This window comes from Criblamydia sequanensis CRIB-18 (assembly GCF_000750955.1).
GTDB lineage: Bacteria > Chlamydiota > Chlamydiia > Chlamydiales > Criblamydiaceae > Criblamydia > Criblamydia sequanensis.
Window position 1 is genome coordinate 506,492 of sequence record NZ_CCEJ010000003.1, and the last position, 24,546, is coordinate 531,037.

General features: G+C 38.5%; 27 protein-coding genes and 2 tRNA genes. 17 read left to right on the forward strand and 12 right to left on the reverse strand.

Annotation, left to right across the window (positions count from 1 at the left end; all coding sequences use genetic code 11):
• Positions 1-26: 26 nt before the first annotated feature.
• The 4 genes from CSEC_RS03940 to CSEC_RS03955 all read left to right on the forward strand — a co-directional run bounded on the left by CSEC_RS03940 (position 27) and on the right by CSEC_RS03955 (position 2,568).
• Positions 27-99: transfer RNA gene (locus CSEC_RS03940), tRNA-Met, on the forward strand.
• 11 nt (positions 100-110) lie between these two features.
• A tRNA-Met gene (locus tag CSEC_RS03945) sits at positions 111-183 on the forward strand.
• 224 nt (positions 184-407) lie between these two features.
• Positions 408-1,277, forward strand: a complete 870-nt coding sequence (locus CSEC_RS03950; RefSeq protein ID WP_053331747.1) for an F-box protein — start codon at positions 408-410, stop codon at positions 1,275-1,277.
• Positions 1,278-1,455: 178 nt separating this feature from the next.
• Positions 1,456-2,568 carry a linear amide C-N hydrolase gene (locus CSEC_RS03955; protein ID WP_053331748.1) on the forward strand — a complete coding sequence of 371 codons (1,113 nt, stop codon included), beginning with the start codon at positions 1,456-1,458 and terminating at the stop codon, positions 2,566-2,568.
• 48 nt (positions 2,569-2,616) lie between these two features.
• Here CSEC_RS03955 and CSEC_RS03960 read toward each other — a convergent pair whose 3' ends face one another.
• Positions 2,617-3,030, reverse strand: coding sequence for a hypothetical protein (locus CSEC_RS03960; protein WP_041017069.1), 414 nt, complete (start codon positions 3,028-3,030; stop codon positions 2,617-2,619).
• Between the two features lie 213 nt (positions 3,031-3,243).
• Between CSEC_RS03960 and CSEC_RS03965 the strand changes: the two genes are divergently transcribed.
• Together CSEC_RS03965 and CSEC_RS03970 are read left to right on the forward strand one after the other, a co-directional pair.
• The gene (locus CSEC_RS03965) at positions 3,244-3,726 is read left to right on the forward strand and encodes a hypothetical protein (RefSeq protein ID WP_041017070.1); all 483 of its coding nucleotides are present in this window, start codon (positions 3,244-3,246) and stop codon (positions 3,724-3,726) included.
• Positions 3,727-3,880: 154 nt separating this feature from the next.
• Entirely contained in the window at positions 3,881-5,062 is a 1,182-nt protein-coding gene (locus CSEC_RS03970; protein WP_041017071.1) for a multidrug effflux MFS transporter, read from the forward strand.
• Positions 5,063-5,069: 7 nt separating this feature from the next.
• Here the strand turns inward: CSEC_RS03970 and CSEC_RS13320 are convergent, their stop codons facing one another.
• Positions 5,070-5,258, reverse strand: a complete 189-nt coding sequence (locus CSEC_RS13320) for a hypothetical protein (RefSeq protein ID WP_202593686.1) — start codon at positions 5,256-5,258, stop codon at positions 5,070-5,072.
• Here CSEC_RS13320 and CSEC_RS03975 point away from each other — a divergent pair.
• The 5 genes from CSEC_RS03975 to CSEC_RS03995 all read left to right on the forward strand — a co-directional run bounded on the left by CSEC_RS03975 (position 5,188) and on the right by CSEC_RS03995 (position 10,024).
• Positions 5,188-6,567, forward strand: coding sequence for an L-serine ammonia-lyase (locus tag CSEC_RS03975; protein ID WP_041017072.1), 1,380 nt, complete (start codon positions 5,188-5,190; stop codon positions 6,565-6,567). The two genes, CSEC_RS13320 and CSEC_RS03975, sit on opposite strands and share 71 nt — an antisense overlap.
• Before the next feature lie 114 nt (positions 6,568-6,681).
• Positions 6,682-7,512: an alpha/beta hydrolase gene (locus CSEC_RS03980; RefSeq protein WP_053331749.1), complete on the forward strand. Its 831-nt coding sequence runs from the start codon at positions 6,682-6,684 to the stop codon at positions 7,510-7,512.
• Positions 7,513-7,526: 14 nt separating this feature from the next.
• Positions 7,527-9,155 carry a diphosphate--fructose-6-phosphate 1-phosphotransferase gene (locus CSEC_RS03985; protein WP_053331750.1) on the forward strand — a complete coding sequence of 543 codons (1,629 nt, stop codon included), beginning with the start codon at positions 7,527-7,529 and terminating at the stop codon, positions 9,153-9,155.
• A gap of 25 nt (positions 9,156-9,180) precedes the next feature.
• Complete coding sequence (locus tag CSEC_RS03990) at positions 9,181-9,534, forward strand: hypothetical protein (RefSeq protein WP_041017073.1); 354 nt, start codon at positions 9,181-9,183, stop codon at positions 9,532-9,534.
• Positions 9,535-9,682: 148 nt separating this feature from the next.
• Complete coding sequence (locus tag CSEC_RS03995; RefSeq protein WP_041017074.1) at positions 9,683-10,024, forward strand: hypothetical protein; 342 nt, start codon at positions 9,683-9,685, stop codon at positions 10,022-10,024.
• Here the strand turns inward: CSEC_RS03995 and CSEC_RS04000 are convergent.
• Genes CSEC_RS04000 through CSEC_RS04020 form a run of 5 tightly spaced genes read right to left on the reverse strand, consistent with a single transcriptional unit; the run spans position 10,021 to position 15,012 of the window.
• On the reverse strand, positions 10,021-10,950 hold the full coding sequence (locus tag CSEC_RS04000) for an ABC transporter ATP-binding protein (protein WP_053331751.1): 930 nt from the start codon (positions 10,948-10,950) through the stop codon (positions 10,021-10,023). The genes CSEC_RS03995 and CSEC_RS04000 overlap by 4 nt on opposite strands.
• Positions 10,947-11,720 (reverse strand): ABC transporter ATP-binding protein, encoded by a 774-nt coding sequence (locus tag CSEC_RS04005; RefSeq protein ID WP_053331752.1) that lies wholly within the window; start codon positions 11,718-11,720, stop codon positions 10,947-10,949. Before CSEC_RS04005 ends, CSEC_RS04000 begins: the two co-directional genes overlap by 4 nt.
• On the reverse strand, positions 11,704-12,513 hold the full coding sequence (locus tag CSEC_RS04010; protein WP_053331753.1) for an ABC transporter permease: 810 nt from the start codon (positions 12,511-12,513) through the stop codon (positions 11,704-11,706). The genes CSEC_RS04005 and CSEC_RS04010 overlap by 17 nt, the downstream gene beginning before the upstream one ends.
• Positions 12,500-13,444 (reverse strand): ABC transporter permease, encoded by a 945-nt coding sequence (locus tag CSEC_RS04015; protein ID WP_041017075.1) that lies wholly within the window; start codon positions 13,442-13,444, stop codon positions 12,500-12,502. The genes CSEC_RS04010 and CSEC_RS04015 overlap by 14 nt, the downstream gene beginning before the upstream one ends.
• On the reverse strand, positions 13,441-15,012 hold the full coding sequence (locus CSEC_RS04020; RefSeq protein ID WP_041017076.1) for a peptide ABC transporter substrate-binding protein: 1,572 nt from the start codon (positions 15,010-15,012) through the stop codon (positions 13,441-13,443). The genes CSEC_RS04015 and CSEC_RS04020 overlap by 4 nt, the downstream gene beginning before the upstream one ends.
• A gap of 229 nt (positions 15,013-15,241) precedes the next feature.
• On the opposite strand from CSEC_RS04020, the gene CSEC_RS04025 reads away from it, so the two are divergent.
• The 4 genes from CSEC_RS04025 (at position 15,242) to CSEC_RS04040 (ending at position 17,762) form a co-directional block, all read left to right on the forward strand.
• Positions 15,242-15,847 (forward strand): hypothetical protein, encoded by a 606-nt coding sequence (locus tag CSEC_RS04025; protein ID WP_041017077.1) that lies wholly within the window; start codon positions 15,242-15,244, stop codon positions 15,845-15,847.
• Positions 15,848-15,908: 61 nt separating this feature from the next.
• Positions 15,909-16,706: a hypothetical protein gene (locus tag CSEC_RS04030; protein ID WP_154017619.1), complete on the forward strand. Its 798-nt coding sequence runs from the start codon at positions 15,909-15,911 to the stop codon at positions 16,704-16,706.
• A gap of 111 nt (positions 16,707-16,817) precedes the next feature.
• Complete coding sequence (locus tag CSEC_RS04035; protein ID WP_041017079.1) at positions 16,818-17,345, forward strand: PsbP-related protein; 528 nt, start codon at positions 16,818-16,820, stop codon at positions 17,343-17,345.
• A gap of 60 nt (positions 17,346-17,405) precedes the next feature.
• On the forward strand, positions 17,406-17,762 hold the full coding sequence (locus tag CSEC_RS04040; protein ID WP_041017080.1) for a tRNA-binding protein: 357 nt from the start codon (positions 17,406-17,408) through the stop codon (positions 17,760-17,762).
• On the opposite strand, the gene CSEC_RS04045 is transcribed toward CSEC_RS04040, so the two are convergent.
• From CSEC_RS04045 to proB, 4 genes are read right to left on the reverse strand one after another with little or no spacing between them, the layout of a single operon-like run.
• A complete protein-coding gene (locus CSEC_RS04045) occupies positions 17,759-18,514 on the reverse strand; it encodes a class I SAM-dependent DNA methyltransferase (RefSeq protein ID WP_041017081.1) in 756 nt (251 codons plus the stop codon). The genes CSEC_RS04040 and CSEC_RS04045 overlap by 4 nt on opposite strands.
• Before the next feature lie 2 nt (positions 18,515-18,516).
• Positions 18,517-19,311 (reverse strand): pyrroline-5-carboxylate reductase, encoded by a 795-nt coding sequence (proC, locus tag CSEC_RS04050; RefSeq protein ID WP_041017082.1) that lies wholly within the window; start codon positions 19,309-19,311, stop codon positions 18,517-18,519.
• Positions 19,295-20,542, reverse strand: a complete 1,248-nt coding sequence (locus CSEC_RS04055; RefSeq protein ID WP_041017083.1) for a glutamate-5-semialdehyde dehydrogenase — start codon at positions 20,540-20,542, stop codon at positions 19,295-19,297. Before CSEC_RS04055 ends, proC begins: the two co-directional genes overlap by 17 nt.
• Complete coding sequence (proB, locus tag CSEC_RS04060; protein ID WP_041017084.1) at positions 20,539-21,669, reverse strand: glutamate 5-kinase; 1,131 nt, start codon at positions 21,667-21,669, stop codon at positions 20,539-20,541. Before proB ends, CSEC_RS04055 begins: the two co-directional genes overlap by 4 nt.
• 361 nt (positions 21,670-22,030) lie before the next feature.
• Between proB and CSEC_RS04065 the strand changes: the two genes are divergently transcribed.
• Entirely contained in the window at positions 22,031-22,795 is a 765-nt protein-coding gene (locus CSEC_RS04065; RefSeq protein ID WP_041017085.1) for a MerR family transcriptional regulator, read from the forward strand.
• Between the two features lie 8 nt (positions 22,796-22,803).
• On the forward strand, positions 22,804-23,676 hold the full coding sequence (locus CSEC_RS12580; RefSeq protein ID WP_053331754.1) for a DUF2268 domain-containing putative Zn-dependent protease: 873 nt from the start codon (positions 22,804-22,806) through the stop codon (positions 23,674-23,676).
• An 86-nt stretch (positions 23,677-23,762) separates the two neighbouring features.
• Here the strand turns inward: CSEC_RS12580 and CSEC_RS12585 are convergent, their stop codons facing one another.
• The gene (locus tag CSEC_RS12585; protein WP_053331755.1) at positions 23,763-24,461 is read right to left on the reverse strand and encodes a contact-dependent growth inhibition system immunity protein; all 699 of its coding nucleotides are present in this window, start codon (positions 24,459-24,461) and stop codon (positions 23,763-23,765) included.
• Between the last annotated feature and the right edge of the window lie 85 nt (positions 24,462-24,546).

The following is a 24,546-nucleotide window of genomic DNA, read 5'->3' on the forward strand; positions in this document are numbered from 1 at the left end:
CAATATCTGATAAATGTTAATCTTATCGCGGGGTGGAGCAGGGGTTAGCTCGTTGGGCTCATAACCCAAAGGTCGGAGGTTCGAATCCTTCCCCCGCTAATTGCGACTAAGGCGGTATAGCTCAGCTGGTAGAGCAACGGAATCATAATCCGTGTGTCCCTGGTTCGAGTCCAGGTGCCGCTAAAGAAATTATCCCTTCCAAGGAAACTTGTGAAGGGCTTTTTTTTGGCTAAAAAATCATAACTTTTGTCCTTCTTCTTAGATCCACTTCTTAATCATAATCTCTATTAAAAACCAGCGTACATTTATGCATTCTTAGGTTAGGTTAATTAATTATTTACTGAATAATTCAATTTCTTTATAGTTTTTTATTTAAAATTTAATAAATTTTCATCTTGGAATATAAAATGAATCTAACCATAAATTCAAATAATAACAATCGTCCTTCTTATGAAGCGTTAGACCCTGTAAGCTTTCTTCCAGATGAGCTTGTTATGGCTATTTTTTCTTGCCTAAATCTCTCCTCGCTTGGGACCATTGGCGCTATAAGCAAAAGCTGGAAACTACTAGCCGAAGACCCCGCTTTATGGAAAAACGCTATATATAGGGAAATAGCTTTCACAAATGATATCTGGGCGAAAGTGTTTGGGGAGGAGGTTGTAAAAGACGAGGATAGAAAAGAAGAATATTCTTCCTTTCCATGGAAAGATTTCATTTCTGATTGCAGGAAATTTAAAAGCTTATTTCCCGAAAAAAATGCAAAAGAATTCCTCATGATTGTAAGGCTTCCTAAAACTCTTAATGGGCAGCTTAACTTAAAAAACCTTGGAGAACTCTCAAAAAAATGCTTTAAAGATAGTGAAACAGGTTACAATTTCATTTGGCCGACGGCAATGGAGGAGTTTGGAGAAAAATCAATTGATAAATCGGTGTGGGTGATCATGACAAAAGATGTCCTGCCTGGAAGTCGAAGTAAAAGTTATATCGAGCAACAAGAAATGGTCAGAGAGTTAGCTGAAAAAACTCTTACCGGTTACGGAATTTCAAATATACTAAAATATTCAGCTTGCATTTTGTCCCAATATTTTTTCGATCCAAATTATCGCTCATTTAGCTCAAAGCCATGGACTTTTACACGCTCCACTGATCAGCTTAAGGGCAACCAAATAGTTGCCGGAGGCGTGTCTGCAAATGGTCTCACAATCTCTTTTAGTCAAGATGACAAACACACAGGGGTGGCTATCCTTCGCGACGAGTTTGAAAAAAACGTTAAATAGGATTTAGAAAATACCCTTCTAAGAAACTTGTGAAGGGCTTTTTTTTGCTAAAAATCCTTTTTTCCTGTACCACCTAAAAACACTTGACAATTTCGATCTTTTTTCTAATAACCGCATGCAACCTTGTCTGTAGATTCTATACAGCTAGTTTTCATAACCCTGGAAAAATGGAGATTCAATGAATTCAGATTTAAATGCGGCAAGATTGCCAAGTTTTGCATGCGGCGATTTTATGGTGAGCGCAGAGGATGGTTCAAAATTTTGTGGTCGCTCGATGGAATTTTTATCAAGACAGTATGGAAGAATCGTCACTTTCAATCGAGATGAGCCGTTTGAAAGCATTGCTCCAGATAACACTAAAGGCTTGACATGGAGATCTAATCATGGCTTTACGGGCATTACGGCTTTTAATGATGGGCCGGTTGAAGGGTTAAATGAAGCCGGACTCTCCTTTGGAGTTTTAACTCTTGAAGAAACTGAATACCAGACAGTTGGGGAAGATCAAAAGGATAGGGCTCTTGCACTTTTGGATGTGGGCAAGTGGATCTTGGGGAGTTTTGCGACTGTAGCTGAAGTTAAAGAAGCTCTTCCAAAAGTCTTAATTTGGGGGCAAGTGGTAGAAGCCCTTAACAAAGTTCCGGGGCTTCATATCGCTTTACATGACGCTGAAGGAAACAATGGGGTTATTGAGCTTATCGGCGGAAAAGTCAATTTTTATGATAACCCGAAGGGCGTCTTGACAAATGACCCAGAGCTTCCTTGGCAATTGAAAAATTTAGAGCAGTATGAAGAGCTTATCCCTGACATTACAAGTAAAGACCCTAAAGAAGTCTCTCGGGGTATGTTAGGATTGCCAGGAGATTGGTCGCCAATCAGCCGTTTTGTTCGCATTTCGATGATGACAAAGACTGTTAAACCTAATGACAGCTTTGAGGCTTTCAGCGCGTGTACTCATATTCTTAATGCGACAGATATTCCAAGCGGGGTGGTCGTGGCTGAGGTTGCAAGTGAAATACTTACTGCTACGACTTTATGGGCAACCATAAAGGATTTAAAAGGCCGTGTATTCTACTACCGTCCTCATGGAGATACTACTTTTAGAGCGATCTACTTGAACAAAGTTCCTTTTAGCGCGGGAACTAATCATCCAAGTATACCCGTACACGCCGATAAACCGACGATCATTGATGTTACGGGAGAAGTTTCAAAAGAACCCCCAAGTTATTGGCCCGGCTTGCATTGGCTAATAGGAGGATCTTCTCAAGAAGATCGGAAAGACAAGCAATCTTAAGTTTGCCTGTCTTTACGAAGGGACAGTAAGGAACTGTTCCTTTAACTACTATGATTCTTTCCATTTAGAAAATTCGGCTTTAGTCGCCTTATCAGTTGAAATAGCTATAATTTTGTCAGCCAAGCCTATAAATTTTGCGTTATAGTTATAATTTCCTGGGGTTGACCAGCGATAAGTAATTATAGCAATACGTATTAGAATATCATTTGTAATAAAACCTTGGGCTGTATAGGACCCGTCTTTAGAATAATTTTCTTTTAAGCTCCTAAGAGCTATGTCTAAGGCATCTGCCGGCTGTTTTCTAAAAAAATTCTCATAAATTGATTGAAAACCAATTTTTCCAGGGCTTTCGCCATTTTTGAAAAGCTGGCAAGTTTGGTTAAGTTTTTTTTGAAGCTTTGCTTCAATCGGAGATTGAGCCGGCGCTGAAGTTCCAATGGATGAAAAATTGGTATTAATCATAAAGATTCCTTTTTGTAGTTATATTTATAATTATTTTTAAAATATTAATATTATATTAAATTATTAATTTACATTCTATTAAATTTTCAATCCCCATAGTAATTACTAAAAATATATAATTAAACATATTTTAATTATATCTTTACACAATTCATAAACTAATTGTTTATAATTATTGAAATCACAAAACAAATAATAACAATTGGTTTATTTATGAATATATTTCCGGCTCATCAAATGCTATGGAATCTAGCAGCCCAAAAAGAGGCTATGAGGACAGGCGTCTCTCAGTCTGCTGAGCCCCAAGGGAAAAAAGAGCCGTCGCTAATAGATGAAACTATTAAATCTGCGGTTTCTGAAATTATGGAAACAATCTCCCTCGCATCGGAGATGGACCCCTCTCAGATCTATGAAATTTTTATCCATCAAGAATTTTTAAGCCGTCAGGGAATGGAAATTGATGACCGGACTCATAACTTCGTTCTAAAGCTGCTTGAAAAGATTAACTTAAAGCTAAACCAAGGCGAGAACGCTGAAAAATATTCAAATTTCGTCCAGCATGTCTCGAAGTTTCAGGATGCCAATCCTGACCTTATACAGCAATTAGTAGATGCCGCTTCTTTTCGCCGCATTATGTCTTTAAAAGACGCTATAGGCGATGATGAGTTTGCCCTTGATCAAATTATTTATAGTTAATAATATAACCCCTTACCCTTTCGATTCTTCCCTATAAAAAAGTTCCTTTTTTAGGGGAAGGGTCGTTTTTTCTCTTTCTTACTCTTTCATATCTTATCATCCCTTTAATCTTCGTTCTTTTTATTTTTTTGTAACATTTAAACTTGGAAAACTTATGTCACGTTGGTTTTTGCCTTTGCTTATTTTATCTATTATTGTTTGTTGCATCGAAGTGGAAGTTTCAGCTCCCGGCTTTCCTGACATCGCAAAGAATTTTCACACCACTGAAAGCCTTATAGAGCTAACGGTGGGCCTTAATTTTTTAGGGTTCTGCCTAAGTGCGCTTTTTTATGGCCCGCTCTCCCATAATTTCGGAAGGCGTCCCATTATGGTTTTTGGAAATGGTCTTTTGCTTTTAGGGGCGATCGGTTGTTTTTTGGCTCCGTCAATAAATTTTCTATTGGCGGCAAGGTTTTTACAAGGGCTAGGGGCTAGCACCTCAGCTGTCCTTGTCTTTACCATGATTGCCGATGTCTATCAGGGTTCAAAAGCAACAAAGCTTATTGGCAGGATGAATGCTATTTTAACCATTATTATGGCCTTAGCTCCATTAATCGGCTCTTTCATTAACAACCTAATCGGCTGGAGGGGAAATTACGGCTTTATTGCGCTCCTTTCTTTCTCGTCCTGGATCTCTTTGTATCTATACTTTCCTGAAACCCAAAAGAAGGAGAGTTTTATAAAGTTAAAAGACGTTCTAACACCTTATAAAAAACTCCTTTTAAGCCCTAAGTTTTTAGCCCTTTCGCTTGTTCCAAGCTTTTTCTATGCATCTTATATGGCCTTTATTACGCAAAGCCCCTTTTTATACAGGGAAGCTTTTGGTCTTTCCCTTTTGCAATACACCCTTCATCAAGGCCTAATCATCGGGTCCTTTTCTTTGGTTAGTTTTTTCTCCGATAAAATACTTAAAGCTTTAGAACCAAAAAGAACTGTAGCTTTAGGCTTATTTTTATGTGTTGCGACGGCCTTTTTAATGTTCTTCCTTACCCTATTTAACTTAAGTTCGCCTCTTGCCATGACCCTTTCCATGTCTTTTTTTAGCGCCGGCTTTGCAGCTTGCTACCCGGTCATCTTTACCGAGTCTTTTACCGTTTTTAGCGAACTAAAAGGCTTTGCATCTTCTCTTACCATGAGCCTTCGCGCCTTTCTTTGTTTTTTCCTTGTGGCACTAACCGGCTATTTTTATGAGGGGACTTCTTTTGCAGTCGCAATCGTTATCTTAAGCGCCATGGTCTTAAACTCTTTTCTCTTAATGCCTTTTTTCAAAGCTTTTGAGAAGTTTGCGAAGGAATAATGAGTTTTCAGGAGTTGGCATTTTCGTAAATTAAATGATATAATAGGATTATCTCTCTCTTTAAAACTTCGTACTCAAATTCTTTAGCTTTAGAAAGCTCAAAAATAAGAAAAAAGGATCCATAGGTGGCTATAAGCATCTTTAATTTATTTTCAATAGGCATTGGTCCTTCAAGCTCCCATACGGTAGGCCCCATGAGGGCCTCTTTACGTTTTTCTCAAAAATTACAAGAGCTTGACCTCTTAAAAGAAGTAAAAAGCATAAGAGTTGAACTTTTTGGCTCTCTTGCGCTCACAGGAAAAGGGCATGGAACCGACAAAGCCATATTACTTGGATTAGGAGGTGAAACCCCTCAAGACATTGATCCAAATAGCATTCCTGAAAAATTGGAAAAAATAAGAAGCTCGAAAGAATTGATCCTTCTAAAGGAACATAAAATTGCCTTTAATGAAAGTCGGGAGCTTATTTTCCATAAAGACAAATTGCTTCCCTATCATCCTAACGGGATGAGGTTTACAGCTTTTGGAATGGATGGAATTCTTCTTGAAAAAGTTTATTATTCAGTAGGCGGAGGGTTTGTCGTTGAACATGATGAAGCCAAGCAAAATGAGAGTTTAGATCAAAACAAAACAAAAATTCCCTACCCTTTTAAAACCGCAGAAGAGCTTTTAAAACACTGTCAAAAGGCTCAAAAAAGCATTGCCGAAATTGTTTTGGAAAATGAGAAAGTTTGGAGATCCGAGGAGGAAATTCGTGAAGGAATTTTACATATTTGGGAGGTCATGCAGCTTTGTGTAAAAAGAGGCTGCGAACAAGGGGGGATTTTGCCGGGGGGGTTAAACTTAAGACGCCGGGCCAAAAATCTCTATGATAAACTTTCAAAAGACGCTCCCAAAAAAGAAATGGCTCCATCCACCTTTCTTGAGTGGGTAAGCTTATGGGCTCTTGCTGTCAATGAAGAAAATGCGGCAGGCGGCCGTGTTGTAACAGCTCCGACAAATGGAGCGGCAGGGGGTATTCCAGCCGTTCTTCACTATTATGCTAAGCTTACGGAAAATCCGACGGAAGACGGCCTAATCGATTTTTTCCTAACCGCTACTGCGATTGGCATCCTTTATAAAGAAGGAGCTTCAATATCAGCGGCTGAAATGGGGTGCATGGGGGAGGTTGGTGTTGCCTGCTCAATGGCAGCTGCCGGCTTAACCGCAGCTTTGAAGGGTACGCCGCTACAAATTGAAAACGCCGCTGAAATTGGCATGGAGCATAACCTTGGTTTAACTTGCGATCCGGTGATGGGTCTTGTTCAAATCCCTTGCATTGAAAGAAACACAATGGGCGCGATTAAAGCAATCAATGCCGCGATCCTTGCTTTAAATGGAGATGGTTTACATAGAGTCTCTTTAGACCAAGTCATAAACACCATGCGGCAAACAGGCCGGGATATGCAATCAATTTATAAGGAAACCTCTCTTGGAGGCTTAGCTGCCAACGTGCCTGAATGCTAACTCTTTAACTAAATCATTTTTAGTCTTTTAAGCATTTTACATCCAAAAGGACTTTTCTTGGCGATTTAGTTCTCTTTTCGGTAATATGAAAATTAGATTCAAATAAGGGTTTTTATGAAAATAATTGAAACACGCGAGTCTGTGACTTTGCAAAGCGGCGGTTACAAATTATTTGGAATCCTTCATCTGCCGAAAAACGTTAAGAACCCGCCTGTAGTTTTTTTCTGCCATGGTCTTGCAGGGAATAAAATCGGCAAGGATCGCATCTATGTTGAAATAGCCCAGCGTTTAGCTGAGATCGGCATTGCCTCTTTTCGGTTAGACTGCAGAGGCTCCGGGGATAGCGAAGGACTTTTTCAAGATTTCCTACCCGAGCATTTTATTGAAGATGTTCTTGCAGGACTTGAGTATTTAAAAAAGAATCCCCTTATCGATAAAAACAGAATCGGTATTTTTGCAAGGTCTTTTGGCGGACCGATCGCTATACAAGCCGCGAGTCGCTTTAAAGATATCAAAAGTTTAGTTCTTTGGTGTCCTATGTTTAGCGGCAAGCAGTGGATAGACCAATGGCAGCAAATGGCTAATCAGTCTATAGACCCGGAATCAGCACAAGAATTAATGCGTATTAATGGTCAGCAAGGAAGCATCTCTTTTTTTGAGCAATTTATGAAAATTAATATTGAGGAAGCGCTTGCCAAACTTCATTCTATACCACTTTTACATATTCATGGGGAATCGGATGAGCGGGTAACATTAGAACATGCCCTCGATTACGAAAGGGTGCGCTCTTCGTCAAAAGAAAAATCACAATTTTTACGCCTTCCTAATAGCGATCACGATTTTTCAAACTACCAAGAAAAGCAGCAAGCTATCGAAAAGACCTTGGAATGGTTCGATACTACTTTAAATCATCAGGAAAAAATTGCAGCTATTAAAAAGAGCTAGGGAAAGAATTTTTTATGTATACTTTTGAAAGCTTACGTTTGCAATACAAGCCTAAGATACCGAATCAACTCAAACACTTGCTTGGCCTTCAAGCAAAGCCTGTGTACTGTCCTGAAAAAATTCCAACAGAACTTAAAACTCTCTTTCCAAAATCTTATAACTTTCCTCTTATTGAGTTTGAATTCACGGATGTCAAAAAAAAGTTTCCTTTGAAGGTAGGAGTGGTTTTTTCAGGAGGACCTGCCCCGGGTGGCAATAACGTTTTAGCCGGAATCTTCGATGCCATAAAAAAATTCCAACCCAATTCTCAATTGATAGGATTTTTAGACGGCCCCGATGGTTTATTAAAAAGAAAAACGCGAAACATTTTTCAAGAAGATATCGCCCAAATAAAAAATCTAGGAGGCTTTGATTTTTTAAGCACGGGACGCGGAAAAATTGAAACCATTGAACAAAAAGAAGTCGCTTTAAAAATTGTCGAAGATCTTTCGCTCGATGGTCTAATTATCATCGGGGGGGATGACTCAAATACAAATGCGGCGGCTTTAGCTGAGTTCTTTTTAGAAAAGGGATGCAAAACAAAAGTCATCGGCGTTCCAAAAACTATCGATGGAGATTTAAAAAATCAATATATCGAAATCTCATTTGGTTTTGATACAGCGAGTAAAACCTATGCTCATACGATTGGTAGTCTTTTGAAAGATGCGCTGTCCCAGAAAAAATATTACTTTTTTGTAAAGCTCATGGGAAGGTCTGCATCTCATATAGCTTTAGAATGCGCCCTTGCCACTCATCCAACCTACACGCTGATCAGTGAAGAAATTAAGGAAGAAAAACAAAATCTTCGTGATGTTGTAGTTTTACTCTCTGATATCATTTGCCATAGGGCCAAGGAAAATAAGAATTACGGACTCTTTCTCATACCTGAAGGGTCCATTGAATTTTTTAACGATGTCCAAACGCTCATTCGTGAAATAAATAATTACCCGAAAGAAAATCTTACTCAAGTCATCAAAAACCACTTATCAAAAGAAGCTAAAACCTTATTCGAAGATTTGCCTCAAGAAATTCAAAAGCAATTTCTTTTAGAAAGAGACCCTCATGGCAATGTTCAAGTCACTAAGATTGAAACCGAAAGACTCATTTTAGAGCTGGTTCAAAAAGAATTGAAAAAGCGAAAAGAAGAGGGCTCTTATCAAGGCTCTTTTAGCCCTCAAGCTATTTTTTTGGGTTATGAGGGCCGATCTGCCATGCCTTCAAATTTTGATGCCAATTACTGCTATGCTTTAGGCTTGACTGCAGCTCTTCTTATAAAACATGGGCTAACCGGGTATATGGCCGGGATTACTCACCTTAATGAACCGGTGGAAGCATGGACGCCGATTGGTTTACCCTTAATATCCATGATGGGTTTTGAAAATCGCCAAGGAAAAGAAAAAGCTGTCATCAAAAAAGCGCTTGTGGATTTAAAGGGAGCCGCTTTTGATCTTTATAAAGAATGGCGTTTAAAATGGGCCTATGAGGACCATTTCCAATTTCCACCGCCTATTCAGTTTTTTGGGCCTCATGAATTTTCAGACCAGCTTCCCCTGACCCTTAAATTAGATGCAATGAAGACGAACGAATATCGCTATGTTATGTAATAGACTTCTTTTGAACTAGGAAAAAATGATCCGAACTGACCCCAATATAACTGCTGAAATGGTTGAGAAATTTCAAATCCTTGAGAAATATCAGCAAAGAGTACCTTGTACTCATACCTGTAAAATTGTACTAAAAGATGGCCGAAAGGTGAAGGTAGCAATAGAAGGTCCCGAGATCTATATCCTCATTCAAGCGATAGCTAAAGAAAAAATTGTTTTTAAGCGAACCAAAGATAAGGGTATGTTATCTTGGAAGCCTCAGACAATTGATCATTTTGACTGCTATGCAGACATCCCTTATTCTACTTTTAGAAACACTAGCATAGCCCCTTTGCCAAACGAGCTTCTTTTGTCGCTATTTAAGAAAGAATCTTCTTAATAAAAGCAAGAAACAAAAAGAATTTTCAGCCTAACCATGACCTTAAACTAGAAGCGATAAAAGTTGGCGAATATCGTTATATTATTTAATGTGGTATTGGTAAGCCTTTGGATTTTTTTTAAATAAAAAACACAAATTTAGGAAAGAAATGAATTCTATTACTGTTGAAATGGTTGAGAAATTTCAAATCCTTGAGAAATATCAGCAAAGACTACCTTGTACTCATACCTGTAAAATTGTACTAAAAGATGGCCGAAAGGGGAAGGTAGCAATAGAAGGTCCCGAGATCTATATCCTCATTCAAGCGATGGCTAAAGAAAAAATTGTTTTTAAGCGAACCAAAGATACGTGTATGTTGGCTTGGAAACCTCAGACAATTGATCATTTTAATGACTATGCAGAGTGCCCTTATTCTACTTTTAGAAACACTAGCATAGCCCCTTTGCCAAACGAGCTTCTTTTGTCGCTATTTAAGAATCAATCCTCTTAGTAGAAGCAAGCAACTGAATGGTTTTCGTTTTTTCTTTCAAGCTTAGGCGTTTCTTCTAGGCATCTATCTTTTTTTCGATCGCAGGCGGCAGCAAAAGGGCAGCCTTTTTTTGAGAAAGCCGCTTCTTCAAAAAAGTGAAATTGCTTTTTTTTCTCAATTTCAGGATCCGGTTCAGGGATCGCTTTAATCAAAGCTTCGGTATAGGGGTGTTTAGGCGTCTTAAAAATCACGTTTGTTTGCCCATATTCTAAAAATTGGCCATGATAAAGTAACCCAAGTGCGTCTGATAAAAAATGTAAAACGCTTAAATCATGACTAATCATAATAAGAGATACCTCTTCTTCCTTTACCTTCTTTCGTAAGAATTCTATCATTTCAACTTGCAAGGGGACATCCAAAGAGGAGAGGGGTTCATCAAGAATGATCACATCAGGATTTAGAGTTAGCGCTCTTGCAATAGACAAACGCTGAAGCTCGCCGCCGCTTAATTCTCGTGGGGTTTTCTCAATGAGGTCTTTTGAAATCCCCACAGAATCAACTAGCATTAAGACTCTTTCAAGCTTTTCTTTTTTTGCAAGGTTGGAATGGATTTCTAACGGTTCAAGCAAAGAAGCCTTTAGAGATAGAGAAGGGTTAAAACTACTATAAACATCTTGAAAAACAAATTGTACTTTGGCTTGGTAGTTTCTTTTTTGCTTGAAATCTGAGCTATCATAAACCGTTCCCTTTAAAAGAATGCGTCCCGTTTTTAGAGGAAGAATCCCAAGAAGCGCTTTAGCAAGAGTGGATTTTCCGGAGCCGCTTTCGCCGGCAATGCCTAAAATACTTCCTTTTTTTAATGAGAAGCTTAAAGGTTCAAGATGAAAAGAAACGAAGCCATTTTTTTTAAATTCAACAGATAAATTTTCTACTTCAAATAGGCTCATAGGGATCTTATTTGTTTAAATGCGTCTAACAACTTTTTAGAAAAGGGGTGAATCGGATTTTTAAAAAAACTATCCACTCCTTGCTCTTCAATTAAGCGACCCTTATCCATAATGGCAATTCGATCTGCAAGGCCGGCAAGTGCGCCAAGGTCATGTGAAATCATAAGGATAGCCATCTTGGAATTTTGTTTAATAGTTCTAAGCATTGATAGGATGCAGGCTTGAACAGTTGGATCAAGTGCTGTTGTCGGCTCATCTAAAATCAATATTTTCGGCTTTTTAGCTAAAGCTAAGGCTATCATCACACGCTGTCGCATACCGCCTGATAATTCATGAGGGTAAAGAGATAAAATTTGCAAAGGGTTTCGAATACGTACCTTCGATAAAAGATCGAGTGCAATGTCAAGCCTTTCTTTCTTTGATTCTATCCCTTCAAATAATTGGCTTTTTATGCTCATAAAAGGGTTTAAAGAAGCTAAGGCATCTTGGAACACCACTCCAATTTCTTTTTTCCAAAAGAGGCGTTTTTCTTTATTATTAAAGAGGAGCAAGTTTTTTCCGTTATATAAGATTTCGCCGGAAATTTGAGCTTCCGGCGCAAAGCCCGGAAGGTTTAAAATAGCTTTAGCAAGGGAGCTTTTGCCGGAGCCTGAAGGCCCGGCCACTCCTAACACTTCATTTTTATTTAAGTTTAGGGAAATGTCTACAAGCCCATTGACATTTTTCTTATAGCTTAGCCCAAGTTTTTTTATTTCAAGAAGCGGAGACAAGATTTGGCTTCCTACTGTTAAAATTTGTGAAGGCAAGATTAAATCCCAAGATGAGAAGGGCAATGAAAGCAAGCGGCACAAGCAATCGCCAAGGGTAGTATTCGATAGCGGCTAAGCTATCGCTTGCCATTGTGCCAAGGCTTGCTAAAGGCGCTTGCACACCAAGGCCTAAAAAACTTAAAAAAGACTCGGCAAAAATGGCTGCCGGAATGGTTAAACCTACAGCTCCTAATATGGCTTTTTTGCAATTAGGAATTAAATGCTTCATTAAAATATATTTTTTTGTAGCTCCTAGCATCTTGGAATAAACGACGTACTCTTCATGTTTAAGAAGAGAAAATTCAAAACGAACAATTCTAGTTATCGTAATCCAGCCTGTTAGCGATAAAGCTGTAATGATCGAAAGAAGGCCAGGGCCTAAAACTAAAAGAACCACCATGACAACAAGAATATAGGGAAGAGAGTAGAGACAATCAATTAGCCGCATTAAAATTTCTTCATTTCTCTTTTTTGAAAAAGCGATAGCAAAGCCGATTCCAACGCCAATCACCAAATCGATAAGGGCTGCAATGACTCCAATAAATAAAGAAATCCTTAGACCATAGCAACATCTTGTAAAAATGTCTCTTCCTAGGTCGTCGCTTCCGAGCCAAAATAAAGAGCCGGGGGGCTGATTTTTGAGAGCCAAGTTTTGATCATCGTAGGAATAGGATGAAAAAAAGGGTCCGAACAAAGCAACCAATAAAACAAGGGTTAAAAGGAAAAAACCAAGATTCCGGCTATAACTTTTCATAAAAACCATCGTCTTTTAAACATTGTTTTTCAAAAGGGTTTAGCCAAATTGAGAGGATTTCTGATAAAAAAATGCAGAGACTTAGAATAAGGGCATAAAAAGCGGTTAAATTCATAATAACGGTATAATCTCTTGCGAAGACACTTTGAACAAAAAACCCCCCGAGACCCGGGATTGCAAAAATTTTCTCAATAACAAAACTACCCACTAAAATATTAGCGGTTAATTGTCCAAGATAGCCGATGAGGGGAAAAAAAGAACCCGGTAGAACATGTTTACCCATCACAACTATGGGATGAAGGCCTTTCGCAAAAGCTGTTTTTACATAAGTCTTTTTCAAAGTTTCAATGGTTTTTTCTTTGGTTAAGGTGGTGATATAGGCGATCGGAAAAATAGAGAGGGATAAAGTTGGCAAAATGCTTTGCCAAAAGTTATCTAAGTGGGCTATCGGCATCCATCCGAGTTTAACTGAAAAAACATATTGCAAGAGAACGCCTACACAAAAACTTGGAACAGAGATAAAAGCCATAGTCATGTAAAAAATTTGGGCTTCAAGAGCACCGCCTCGATAGTAACTTGCTAAAGAGCCTAAAAAAACCCCTATGGCAATTGAAAAGAAAAGAACCTCCATGCCAAGCATAAAGGAGACAGGAAAGTTATTTCTAATTATGTCTTTTATTTGAACATCCGGGTATTGCATGGAAGGACCAAAATCCCAGGTAGCAAAAGAATAAATGTAAGAAAAATATTGATAAATTAAAGGACGGTCCAGCCCAAAATGAGCGTCTAGGGATTTTTTAATTTCAGGGGAAAGCCCTTTCTCGTCTGAAAAAGGGTTGCCGGGCACAAGATTCATCAAGATAAAAGTAATCGTCAGGGTTAGAAGAGTCATTAACAAAGCAAGAAAAAGCCTTCTTAATAAAAATCTCATTGACTAACCCGCGCATTTCTAATCTCCATAAAGCCAAGATCTGAAACTCCGACATTTTGTACATTTGGATTTTGCAAATAGCCGAATACCCCATGGTAAAGGGGAATAATCGGCATTTCATCAATCAGGAGCGTCTCAGCTTTTGAAAGCAGTTCATAACGCTCTCTTTTATCAGCTTGGTTTGATCGATCAAGAAGGGATTGGTATTCTTCCATTTCCCAGCCCGTGCTATTTGTTGTGTTCTCTTTAAATTTGAAAATCTCTAAAAAATTAATGGGATCCGGGATATCAGCTACCCATCCGCCTAAACTTATGTCAAAATCACCTTTGGCTAACCTTTCATAAAAGAGCTTTGGCTCAATGGCTTGCAGCAGAACTTCCAAATGAAGATTTTTTTTCCAGTCCTCTCTCAACACTTGAGCGATCCTATGATTTTTATCGCTTTGCAAATAACAAAGCGTAATCTTCTTAAGATCTTTTGGGCTCACGCAGTCCTCATCAAGCGCTTTTTTATAAAAATTTTTAGCTTCTGCAACGTCATGGTCTTGAAAAAGAGGGTTGGGATTTAACCCCATTTTTTTAGGAACGATTCCTGTTGCCGGCTCGCCCACGTAAACGACATGTTCGACAAGCGATTTTCTATCAATTGAAAGACCGAAGGCTCGTCTCATGTTTTTCGATGTGAAAACAGGCGATTTCGTATTAAGCCTTACCCAAAAACTTCCAAGTGCCGGAGCCATGCTTAATTTTTTTGAGTCCATAAGAGATTTAAGGGTATCAATCGGCATGGCAAGAAGGGGTGAGCCCGTCCATTCCAATTCATTTTTTTTAAACATTTGGTAGGCGGTGCTTTCATCTAGAATCTGTAGCGAAACGTTTTCAAGAGGGACCGATTGACTATCCCAAAAATTAGGATTTTTTTTGAGGGTTAGCCTATGGCTTCTTTGCCAATTATCGACTTGAAAAGGTCCATTTGTGATAGGGGTTGCATGCACACTCCCGCCTTCTCTTAACGACTTATGAACAGGGTACATAAAATGGGTGGCTGCAAGCGATAGAAAGAAAGGGCAGCTCTCAGCAAGTTCAAACACTAACGTTTTTTCATCTTTTGCCATGACCCCGATTTCTTGCGGGGATTGTAGGCCAAGCTTCGCAAGCTTAGCTCCCTTTAACACATAGAGTTGATACGCATTGGGAGCCGGAAAATCAGGCTTAAGCGTGCTTTTATAGGTTTCAGCAAAATCACTTGCCGTTATGGGATCGCCATTAGACCAATAGCTTTGGTTTAAAGTAAAAGTATAGGTCTTCTTGTCTTTAGAGATCTCAACTTTTTCAGCAAGGGCCGGAACGACTTTGCCTTGCGCATCAAAACGCATTAGGCCTTCATAAAGCATATGGGAGACGCCAACTGCTGTGACGGTTCGTATCTTCCTTGGATCTATCGATTCTGGGTCTTGGCTAATCGCTACGCGAAGCATTTTTTCAGAATTTTTGGAGTTTTCTTTTCTTCCATCACAGCCAAGCAAGCAGGAAAGGGAGCCAAATAAAATAAAAATTATGAAACGCATTTTCCTTAAGCCCCGTCTTTGATTTCATCCTAAAAAATTATAGTTTATGCTGGATAAAGTCAAGAATCGAACAATTTTTCCCGAAGGGCTTAACCCGAATTTAGTGAAACGCTGAGGTTAGAATTATAACAAATTTTCTTTTCACTTTTTTTCAATACGTGTAAATAACAATAAGCAAGCAAATGGGTAGTGTTATTCTAAAATCGATAAAGTAATTAATGAGAATCTTATGTCAAAACTTTTGATCGCCGTCGTTGCAGCTTCTATACTGATCCTAAGCTACTTCGCTTTAAGGCCAAGTGGTGCCAATATCATTGATTCGGGGGGCAAAGCCAATAACGATGCTAAAGAAGCCTACAACTTATGGAAAGATTACTCGCCGGAATCTAAGGAATTCCATGTGTCTTTGCCAACCGTTCCAAATGTGACGTCTCAAAGTGCTCTCGACAATAGAACTGCTAAAAAGAAGCATTATAAGATTTTCCTTTCAGAGCAGCTTGATTCTTCCCTCTATGTAATTACAGCCATCAGCTTCGGCCCTGATAATAAACCGGAAAATGATATCCACATTTTAGAAAATACTATAGCGGATATGGTTGCGCAAGGAGTGAATAACCAACTAAAAAGTGCAATTGAAACGACCTTTCAGGGGCGAAAAGCCGTTAAGTTCGAAATTGAAAGTGATGAAAATCATATTTCAGGCATCGCTTTTGTATATAGGAATAAACTCTATTTACTTACTCGAATTTCAAAATTAAATAAGGTGAATGAAGAGGAGTTTAATCGCTTTATTTCATCCTTTAAATTAAACGAAAGCATTAGCAATGGAAAATAATCCATTAGACTTCTTTCGAAAGAAGTCGATTATTAATTCTTTAAAAAGTTCAGGAAATTATATGATTTCAAAACGATTTCAAAGTTTTTTACTTTTGTCTAGCTTATTGATATCGAAGCCTGTTTTTTGCGAGATGCCTCAACGAATCAATTTTTCAACTCCAAGCAGCAGCAATAGCAAAACAACCAATCAACCCTCAGGAAGAAATACAAATCCCGGAAACATGAGCAATCCAGGTAACGCAGGAACTAACAATTCCTCTCTCAATAAATTTAGGGATAAATACGCGCAGTTAAAAAACCAATCCGTCGATGATGGCACTATTACACAAATGGCGAGCTCTGAAAGCGATCTTATTCCTTACGCTTTTCCCGGAATAGTCGGCTTTAAAGACGGCAGGTTAGTTGGAAGCGATCACCTCTTAAATTTAAGCGATCATATTTCTGTTTTTGCTGAAATCTCCCTCCCTGACAATCAAAAAGCGCCGGTGACCGCTAAAGAAATTGAAGAGAGAGTGAGAGAAATATTTCAAAAAAATAATATTGTTCCCCGTTCAGATGCAAGTGCCGGAAAACCGAACCTTCCTTTCTTTCATATTCTGGTGTTTGTTTTCAGCATCCCCGAAGGGTATATCTATAATGTGTCAGGAAGGCTCTTTGAAGAAGTCACCTTGCCAAGAATCAATTTGCCTGATGGCTTAACTATGCAAGCTATCACTTGGGATAGGGAAGGCTTAAGAGCAAGCTCCAAGCAAACGTTTAAAGATGAGCTTTTTGAAAGCGTCGATGAAACCGTTAATAGTTTTATCGAAAGGTTCAAGTTCTTTAGCAACATAAAAGCCACTCAACAAAACAACTAGAAATTGAGTAATGTTTTTATTTAACTAGTTTACTTCTATAGAGTAATTAAAAGTGTAGCTATTTTTAGTAGTTAATGTTAGTTCTAAAGAAAAATAAGAAGAGGTTATATTATGTACCCGCTGCTTATGTTTTCTTTTTTCCTAATACTTACTAGTTTTTCTAACGCTGCACAACTAGACCCTTTACAACAGATTGAAAAAACAACTTTTGAAAGTCCCGAGAAGGGCTATTCTTTTGATTACCCGGAAGATTGGCAGAAAGTCGATATCAAAGGTTTTGATATCGTTTTAAAATCTCCTGAAAATCAAGAGGGTCAATCGTTTGCAAACTTAAGTGTGATTAGCGGTCCACTACCGCCGAATGTCGATCTTGAGGTTTATACAAGAGAGAATGTGACTCATCTTGTTCTAAATAATGAGTTTATCCATAATTTTGATAATGGAACGGCAGAAATCGGAGGAGTCCCCTCAAATTGGATCTCTTATAATAGGGGAGATGATCTCACTAAAATTGTTCAATACTTCTTTGTTAAAGACAAATTGGCCTATCTTATTACAGAAGGCGCCATGACAGTCTCTTATAATGACTATAAAGAAACCTTTGATGAGATCATTAAGAGCTTTAAGTTCACAAACTAACTGCTGGACAACCCTTCTTTAGATCGCTATAGTACCAAGGACTTATAAGGAAAGCGATCTATGGAATCTCAAGATAAAAACTTAGAACTCATTCAATTTGCAGATTTTTTAAAAGTGGAGATTCGAGTTGGGACGATTGTCTCTGTCGAAGATTATCCGGAAGCTCGAAAGCCTGCCTATAAGCTTACAATTGATTTTGGAGAGCTCGGAGTAAAAAAATCATCTGCGCAAATTACCGATCGCTATCCAAAAGAAACTCTTTTAGGCAAACAAGTAATCGCCGTTGTCAATTTTCCTAAAAAGCAAATCGGTAAATTTATTTCGGAAGTCCTAACTCTTGGCTTGCCCGATGAAAATGGCCATGTCGTCTTACTTGAGCCCACTTATAAAATCCCAAATGGGGGAAGGCTTTTCTAAATTTTAACACATTCATATAAAATGAGATCCGAATTCTCATTAGCTGCAATTTTCATGTCGGATCGAAGCTGCCATTTTCCTAAAACTTTTAAATTGTTTTGGGTGAGAAGAGGGTCTATTTCATTAAACTCATAGAGTTTGACTTTAAAATCTTCGGTTTCAGTTAATTTCTTTTTGTCATCTTCCCACAGTTCATATTTGCAGACTGTGGTTTCAATTTTAGAAAGAAGATCAAAATGAGCTTTAGTCTTTAGAGTAATTTTCAAGTCACCTTTTTTAACAAATCGTTCTTTCCAAGAGTTTTGAGATTCCGATACGGCTTTTAAGGTTTCAATCTCGAATACAAATTTGCCCCCTTCCTGTAAAGAATCGGAAATTACCTTAAGCGCAGAATTTACATCCTCGATCGAAGTTAATAAACCAAAAGAGCCGCTTGGAATGAAGATTAAGTCATAGGTATGATCGCTTGAAAAAGTTTCAAAAGAGGCTTCTTTAAGGGAAGCCTTTAATCCTTTGGCTTCACATTTTTTTTGACAAATGTCAAGCATGTGAGGGGAGCTATCAAAGCCTTCAATCCTAAAGCCTCTTTCTAGAAACGGGATCAAAAAACGGCCCGTTCCGCACATAGGTTCAAGGATGGGACCTTTCAGGTCTTTTGCATAGCTTAAATAACATTTCAGAATTTCATCTGATACAGTCGGCTTGTCGAGTTCATAAAATTGAGAGCAAAGGCTTTGATAGGTTTTATTCATAATCAATCTGAAGAAAGCTCATTTGTTCTCTCAAAACAAGCCAAGAAGACATTGATAATGCCCGACCTGACATTTAAATCTTCTAGAGCAAGAAGCCCGGCAATCGTGGTTCCAGCAGGAGATGAAATCTGCCATTTGATTTCTCCGGGATGCTTATCGCTATTTTCTAAAAGGCATAAACTTCCTTTCACCATTTGTTTGACAATTTGCTCAGAATCTTTAGCGTTAAAGCCCATAGCAATGCCGGCTTCCACCATTGATTCTATCATGACAAGAACAAAAGCCGGACCCGAGCCGCCTAATGCTGTAAAAGCATTAATTTTTTCTTCAGAAAGCCAAAACACCTTTCCTAAAGGATCAGAGAGACTTAAAAGCTGCATAATCTCATTTTCTGAAAGTTTGCTATCCGGGGTAAGACCCACTAGCCCTTCACCTTTTGTAATCGCAAGATTAGGCATCATCCGAATGATTCGGGTATTTGGAAAATAGGTTTTCAGGGTATTAATGGTTGTGCCGGCGAGCAAACTAATGAGGGTTTGCTCGGTAAGAAGACTGCCAATTAGAGGAGCTGCTTCCTTTAAACTCTGCGGTTTAATGGCTAAAATCACAATATCGGCATTATCAATTGCCGTCTTCAAGTCGGGACAGGCTTTTCCAAAACCCTTCTGTTCAAGAGAAAGAGCTTTATCGTAATGATGATCATACAAAAAAAGGTTATAGCTTTGCGATAGCCTCTCAGCTAAACCGCGGCCCATAGTTCCCGTGCCGATAATTGCAATATTATTTCCGGATAGCATAATCACCTCTAATTATCCATTTATACGATGTCAACTCTTTTAATCCCATAGGGCCTCTTGCATGCAATTTTTGTGTGCTAATAGCAACTTCAGACCCTAAACCTAACTGGCTTCCATCCGTAAACCGTGTCGATGCATTTACGTAAACCGCTGCCGAGTCAATGCTTGCTACAAAATCCTCGGCATTTTTCCGGTTTTCGGTCAAAATGCCATCGCTATGACCTGTGCTATGAAGCAATATATGCGAAATGGCTTCATCACAATTTTTAACTACCTTTATTCCCAAGACAAGGCTTAGCCATTCCGTATCCCAATCCTTTTCTTCAGCAAGAGAGGCCGGAGTGGTATCTTTCACGTATTCCAGGCTTTTAGCATCCAGTTTAAAACTAACTCCTAGAGACTTAAGTATATCTGCAACTTTGGGGATAAAGCTCGAAGCAATAGCCTCATGAACAAGTAATGTGTCTAAGGCATTGCAAACGCTCGGTCTTTGCGTTTTGGCATTTATAATGACTTTTAGAGATTTTTCCAAGTCTGCTGTCTCATCAACAAATAAATGGCAAATCCCAATGCCGCCTGTGATCACAGGAATAGTGCTGTTTTCCCGGCAATAACGATGAAGCGCTTCTCCTCCTCTTGGAATAATTAAATCGATAAAATCATGAAGACGCAGCATTTTTAAAACTTCGCTTCGATCGCTAGTTGAAATAAGCTGAACAGCGTTTTCCGGTAAGCCTGATTGACTTAAGGCTTTTCGAATCAATCGGCTAAGTTCGATATTGGTCCTAAGTGTCTCAGAGCCTCCTCTTAAAATGCAAGCGTTGCCGGACTTTAGGCAAAGCACACTGATGTCTAGTGTGACATTCGGTCTTGATTCGTAAATCACGCCGATAACGCCAATCGGGGTCCGGCATTTCTCTATTTCTAAATCATGATGTCGGTATTTTTCAAAACACTCTCCGATGGGATCCGGGAGTTCAATCACTTTTTCAATGTCGGCAATAAGGCCCTTAATTCGATTTTGAAGAGAAAGTCTATCTATTAAAGCTTCCCTTAAACCCTTTTTTATCGCTTCATCAATGTCTTTTTGATTGGCTTCTAAAATAGCCTTTTCTTCTTCTTTAAGAAGCGAAATAAGCTTCATTAAAGCCTCATTTTTTTGTTTATCTGAAGCTTTTGCCATTTGAGGACAGCTAAGTTTTGCCTTTTTGGCAAGTTGTTCAACATTCATGATAAAGACTCTTCCTCTTTGGACTTAACTCTTGTCATATTCGTTCTATGTATAATTTCCCCGCCATAACTATAGCCTAGGATATCTTCTATTTTTTTAGAGTGGACCCCAATTATTTTTTCAATTTCATCTTTTCCATAATTGGTAATGCCAACTGCCAATAATTTAGATTTTGAGTCTATTAAATGAACAATAGCGCCACGCTCAAAAGGTCCTTTTACTTTTGCGATCCCAGGCGGTAAAAGACTTGCACCATGATGAAGAATCTTATCTGATGCGCCTTCATCCAATTCAATAACCCCTTGCGGCTTCTCCGATAAAAGCCATCTTTTTCGGCTCTCTTGCAAGGTGATCTCTGTTTGAAATAAAGTGCCGTGAGCTTTACCTTCTACTAACTCTAATAAAATATTCGGGACTTTTGATGAGGCGATGATTGTTGGCGTTCCCCATTGAGAGGCTCTTTTTGCAGCTTCAATTTTTGTTAACATGCCGCCTGTCCCAAGAGAAGTTGAAGTGCCTTTAGCAAGAGCCATAATTGACTCATCAATATGTTTAACTAAGGGAATTAATTTAGCATTAGAATTAAGTCTTGGATCCGCAGTAAAGAGTCCTTCTTGGTCGGTTAATAAGATCAAAAGATCGGCTGCCACAAGATTAGATACTAATGCTGCTAAATTATCATTATCGCCCACTCTAATTTCTTTTGTCGCCACAGTATCGTTTTCATTAATTACAGGGATAATTCTATGCTGTAAAAGGCAGTTAAGCGTGTCTCTCGCATTAAGATATCGTTTTCTATTTGAAATGTCGTCTCTTGTTAGAAGAATTTGCGCAACATGAATTTCATGAAGGCCAAATAACTCTTTCCAGACAAGCATCAGCTCAACTTGGCCTATGCTTGCAAACATTTGTTTTTTTGGGAGGGTTCGATCCACACTTGGATTTTTTAAGAGTTCTTTGCCTGCGCAAATAGCGCCCGATGAAACAAGGATCACTTCGAAATTATTTTCATGGAGTTTGGAAAGCTGGGAAGCTAATCCCAGCATAAATTTACGAGAAAGTTGACTCCCGCCTTGCGTTAAGGTGCTAGTCCCGACCTTAACCACAATTCTTTTTAGCTTTTTCATTTTTTAACCCGCTTCTAAAAAGCAATAAATAATTTTAAACAATAAATATGGCTATCTTTTTTTGAGATACAGATAGCAAAGAATCGGTAAAAAGCGACAAACACCTTTTTTAAATCAAAGGAAATGATCAGGAAAAAATAACCCCTAAAGGGGGAAAAGAGGGGAAGGAGGAGTCTTCTTGAAAGAGTAAGAACAAAAAAACTGATCGAATTTCATCTTTTGTCTCAACATTATTTGGTTTCTTTCATTCTAACCAAAGCCCTGTCCTAAAGTAAACCGATAATAATAAAAAAAACCCTATTGACTATCACGTAACGTCATAGTTTATAATGTTAGCCATTACCTTTTAAGAAGGAGAACTATGGCTTACACAGTTAAAAAATTAGCAAAAATATCGGGGGTGAGTGTTCGAACCCTTCACTATTATGATGAGATTGGTTTGCTTAAGCCGGCCTATACCGAGGCCAACGGATATCGCTATTATGAAGAAAAGGAGATGCTGCAGCTTCAGCAGATCCTTTTTTTTAGAGAGCTTGGATTCGAGCTAAAAAAAATTCAAAAAATCTTAGTAAAAGGAAAATTCGACCAAGTCGCAGCCCTTCATTCTCATAGAAAAATCTTACAAACCAACATAGAAAGAACAAAAGAATTAATAAAAACTATCGACAAGACAATTAACCATTTATCAGGAGAGAAAAAAATGAAGGATTCAGAAATATATCATGGCTTTAGCAAAGAAAAGCAAAAAGAGTATGAAAAACAAATTATTGAACGCTTTGGAGAAGAAGGGAAGGTTCTGATTGAGGAAAGCCATCAAAAAGTAAAAAATTGGGGTAAGCCTGAGTGGGAAAAATCTCGTAAGGAATTTGCCGAGATTTGCACTGAATTGGCCGAAATGATGAAAAAAAACATAAAGCCTGATGCGAAAGAGGTGCAAGCTGTTATTCGCCGGCATTATCAATGGCTAACTCAATTTTGGACACCTACGAAAGAGTCTTACTCTGGCCATGGTAAGTTCATTGCAGATAGCAATCTTGGTGAGGCCTACAAAGCTTACCACCTGCAAATGCCGGAATTTATTTCAGCGGCAATTCAAATATTTGCTGCAAAAGAACTCATTAAATAGGAGGAAATGTGAAAATAGAAATTTGTAATACACTAGCTATTTTGGATGAAGTCAAAGAGCTTGACTTAGAGGAGCGACAAGCGCTCTGGCAGGGACGCGTTGTGTCAACTTTTCAACCTATGACGCAAATAGCACCCATCGACTTTGTTGCTATGGGAGCGTGTGATATCAACACAAAGAGGAGCTTTTACGAAAATTCTATAGATGCTCTCCTAGAAGGAAAGATAATCGATAGAATCCAGGCTGCATTAGAGAAAGCCCTTATAGCTTTTAAAGAAAAGGGAGGCTTTCGTTTTCCTGATACTCTTCATGTAGGGGTATTTGTAAGTGACGGGAAAAATTTCATTCTTGAAAACCTAAATCACGGATTTATCGGTTTTGGTGGCATACCTGGCTTTATTATTATAATTCTTTCTCCGACAGATTATGTCCTAAAATGCCTGGAAGCTCTTGTGGTCCATGAGTTTCATCACAATATACGCTTCCTGATAGAACCATGGCCTAAAGATATGAATATCTCTGTTGGTAAATATCTTCTCGATGAAGGAATGGCGGAGGCTTTTGCAGCAGAGTTATACAGTGAGAAATATATTGGACCTCAAACGATTGGATTATCGGAAGAAGAACTCTTAAAGGCAGGAGATATTATTTTGCCTCATATGGCAGAAAAAGGTTTTCAAAAAGCGAGCAGCTATTTATTTGGGGATGCGATGGCAGATGTATTTAATTATCCTAAAACGGGCTTGCCTCACGGAGCTGGCTATGCTGTAGGGTATTGGCTTATCAAAACCTATTTAAAAAAGACAGGCAGAGATATTTTTGAAGCCACATTGGAAGGATCTGAGAATATTTTGCAAGAGATCGGGGTTGTTCATTCATAGCGTTTACTAAAACCAAAGAAGTTCTGAAAGGACCTCTTTTTTCAAAAACTAGAAGGGATGAAGTAAGCTGTTATTAATCATCTCTTTTAGCCTTTCTTCCTTCTTGTTAAACCAAGTTGTTCTCTAAAGTCCTTTGATAGCCTAAAAAAACGATCCGCCGGGTATGATCCTTCGTAATCATAGGTAATGAATTTATTCTTTAGTAAAAACTCAATCATTTTTTCCGAAATGGGGAATGATATCAGTGAAGTTAAATCTTCCAAAATAATGGACTGCTTACTCGCAATGACAGCAAGTATTTTTACAGCGCAAGAGTTACAGGTTTGTTTTACTTGAATATTATCCCAGAGTAAACTGGCGTAGCGCCCAAATTCTGCAAAAGTTAGATGGGATTTTTTCAATTCTCTTACAACATCTTTTCTAATATCCTCATCATTTTTTTCATTTATGAGAATTTTATTGTACATCTTTTCAACCTCTTCCCGCAAATTTGGGTTTTTATCCCAATATTTGTAGGAAGCTTCAAGAAGAGCCCCTAAAAGGCTACCCGGATAAACATCACGATCGGCTAAGGGATCAACACGCAAAAGTTCTATTGCTAGTGGAATTAAATATTCAATCCCAATATCTTGGGAAATCAGACGCAACAAGTCGCTTCCTTTTAAATCCATTAGAGGAACCCGACGAAGTTGGAGACACTTATTTTCCAGAGAAGAATCACTTTTAGGTTCTCCCCAATCTGAATTTTCTAAGTCCTGAAGAGATTTATTAAGGTCGAATTTCATGGATATTCCTTAATTTCGATTGTCACGTTGAAGCAATCGCCAAATAATTGATGGATTCATACCTATAAGCTTGGAATAGCAGCAG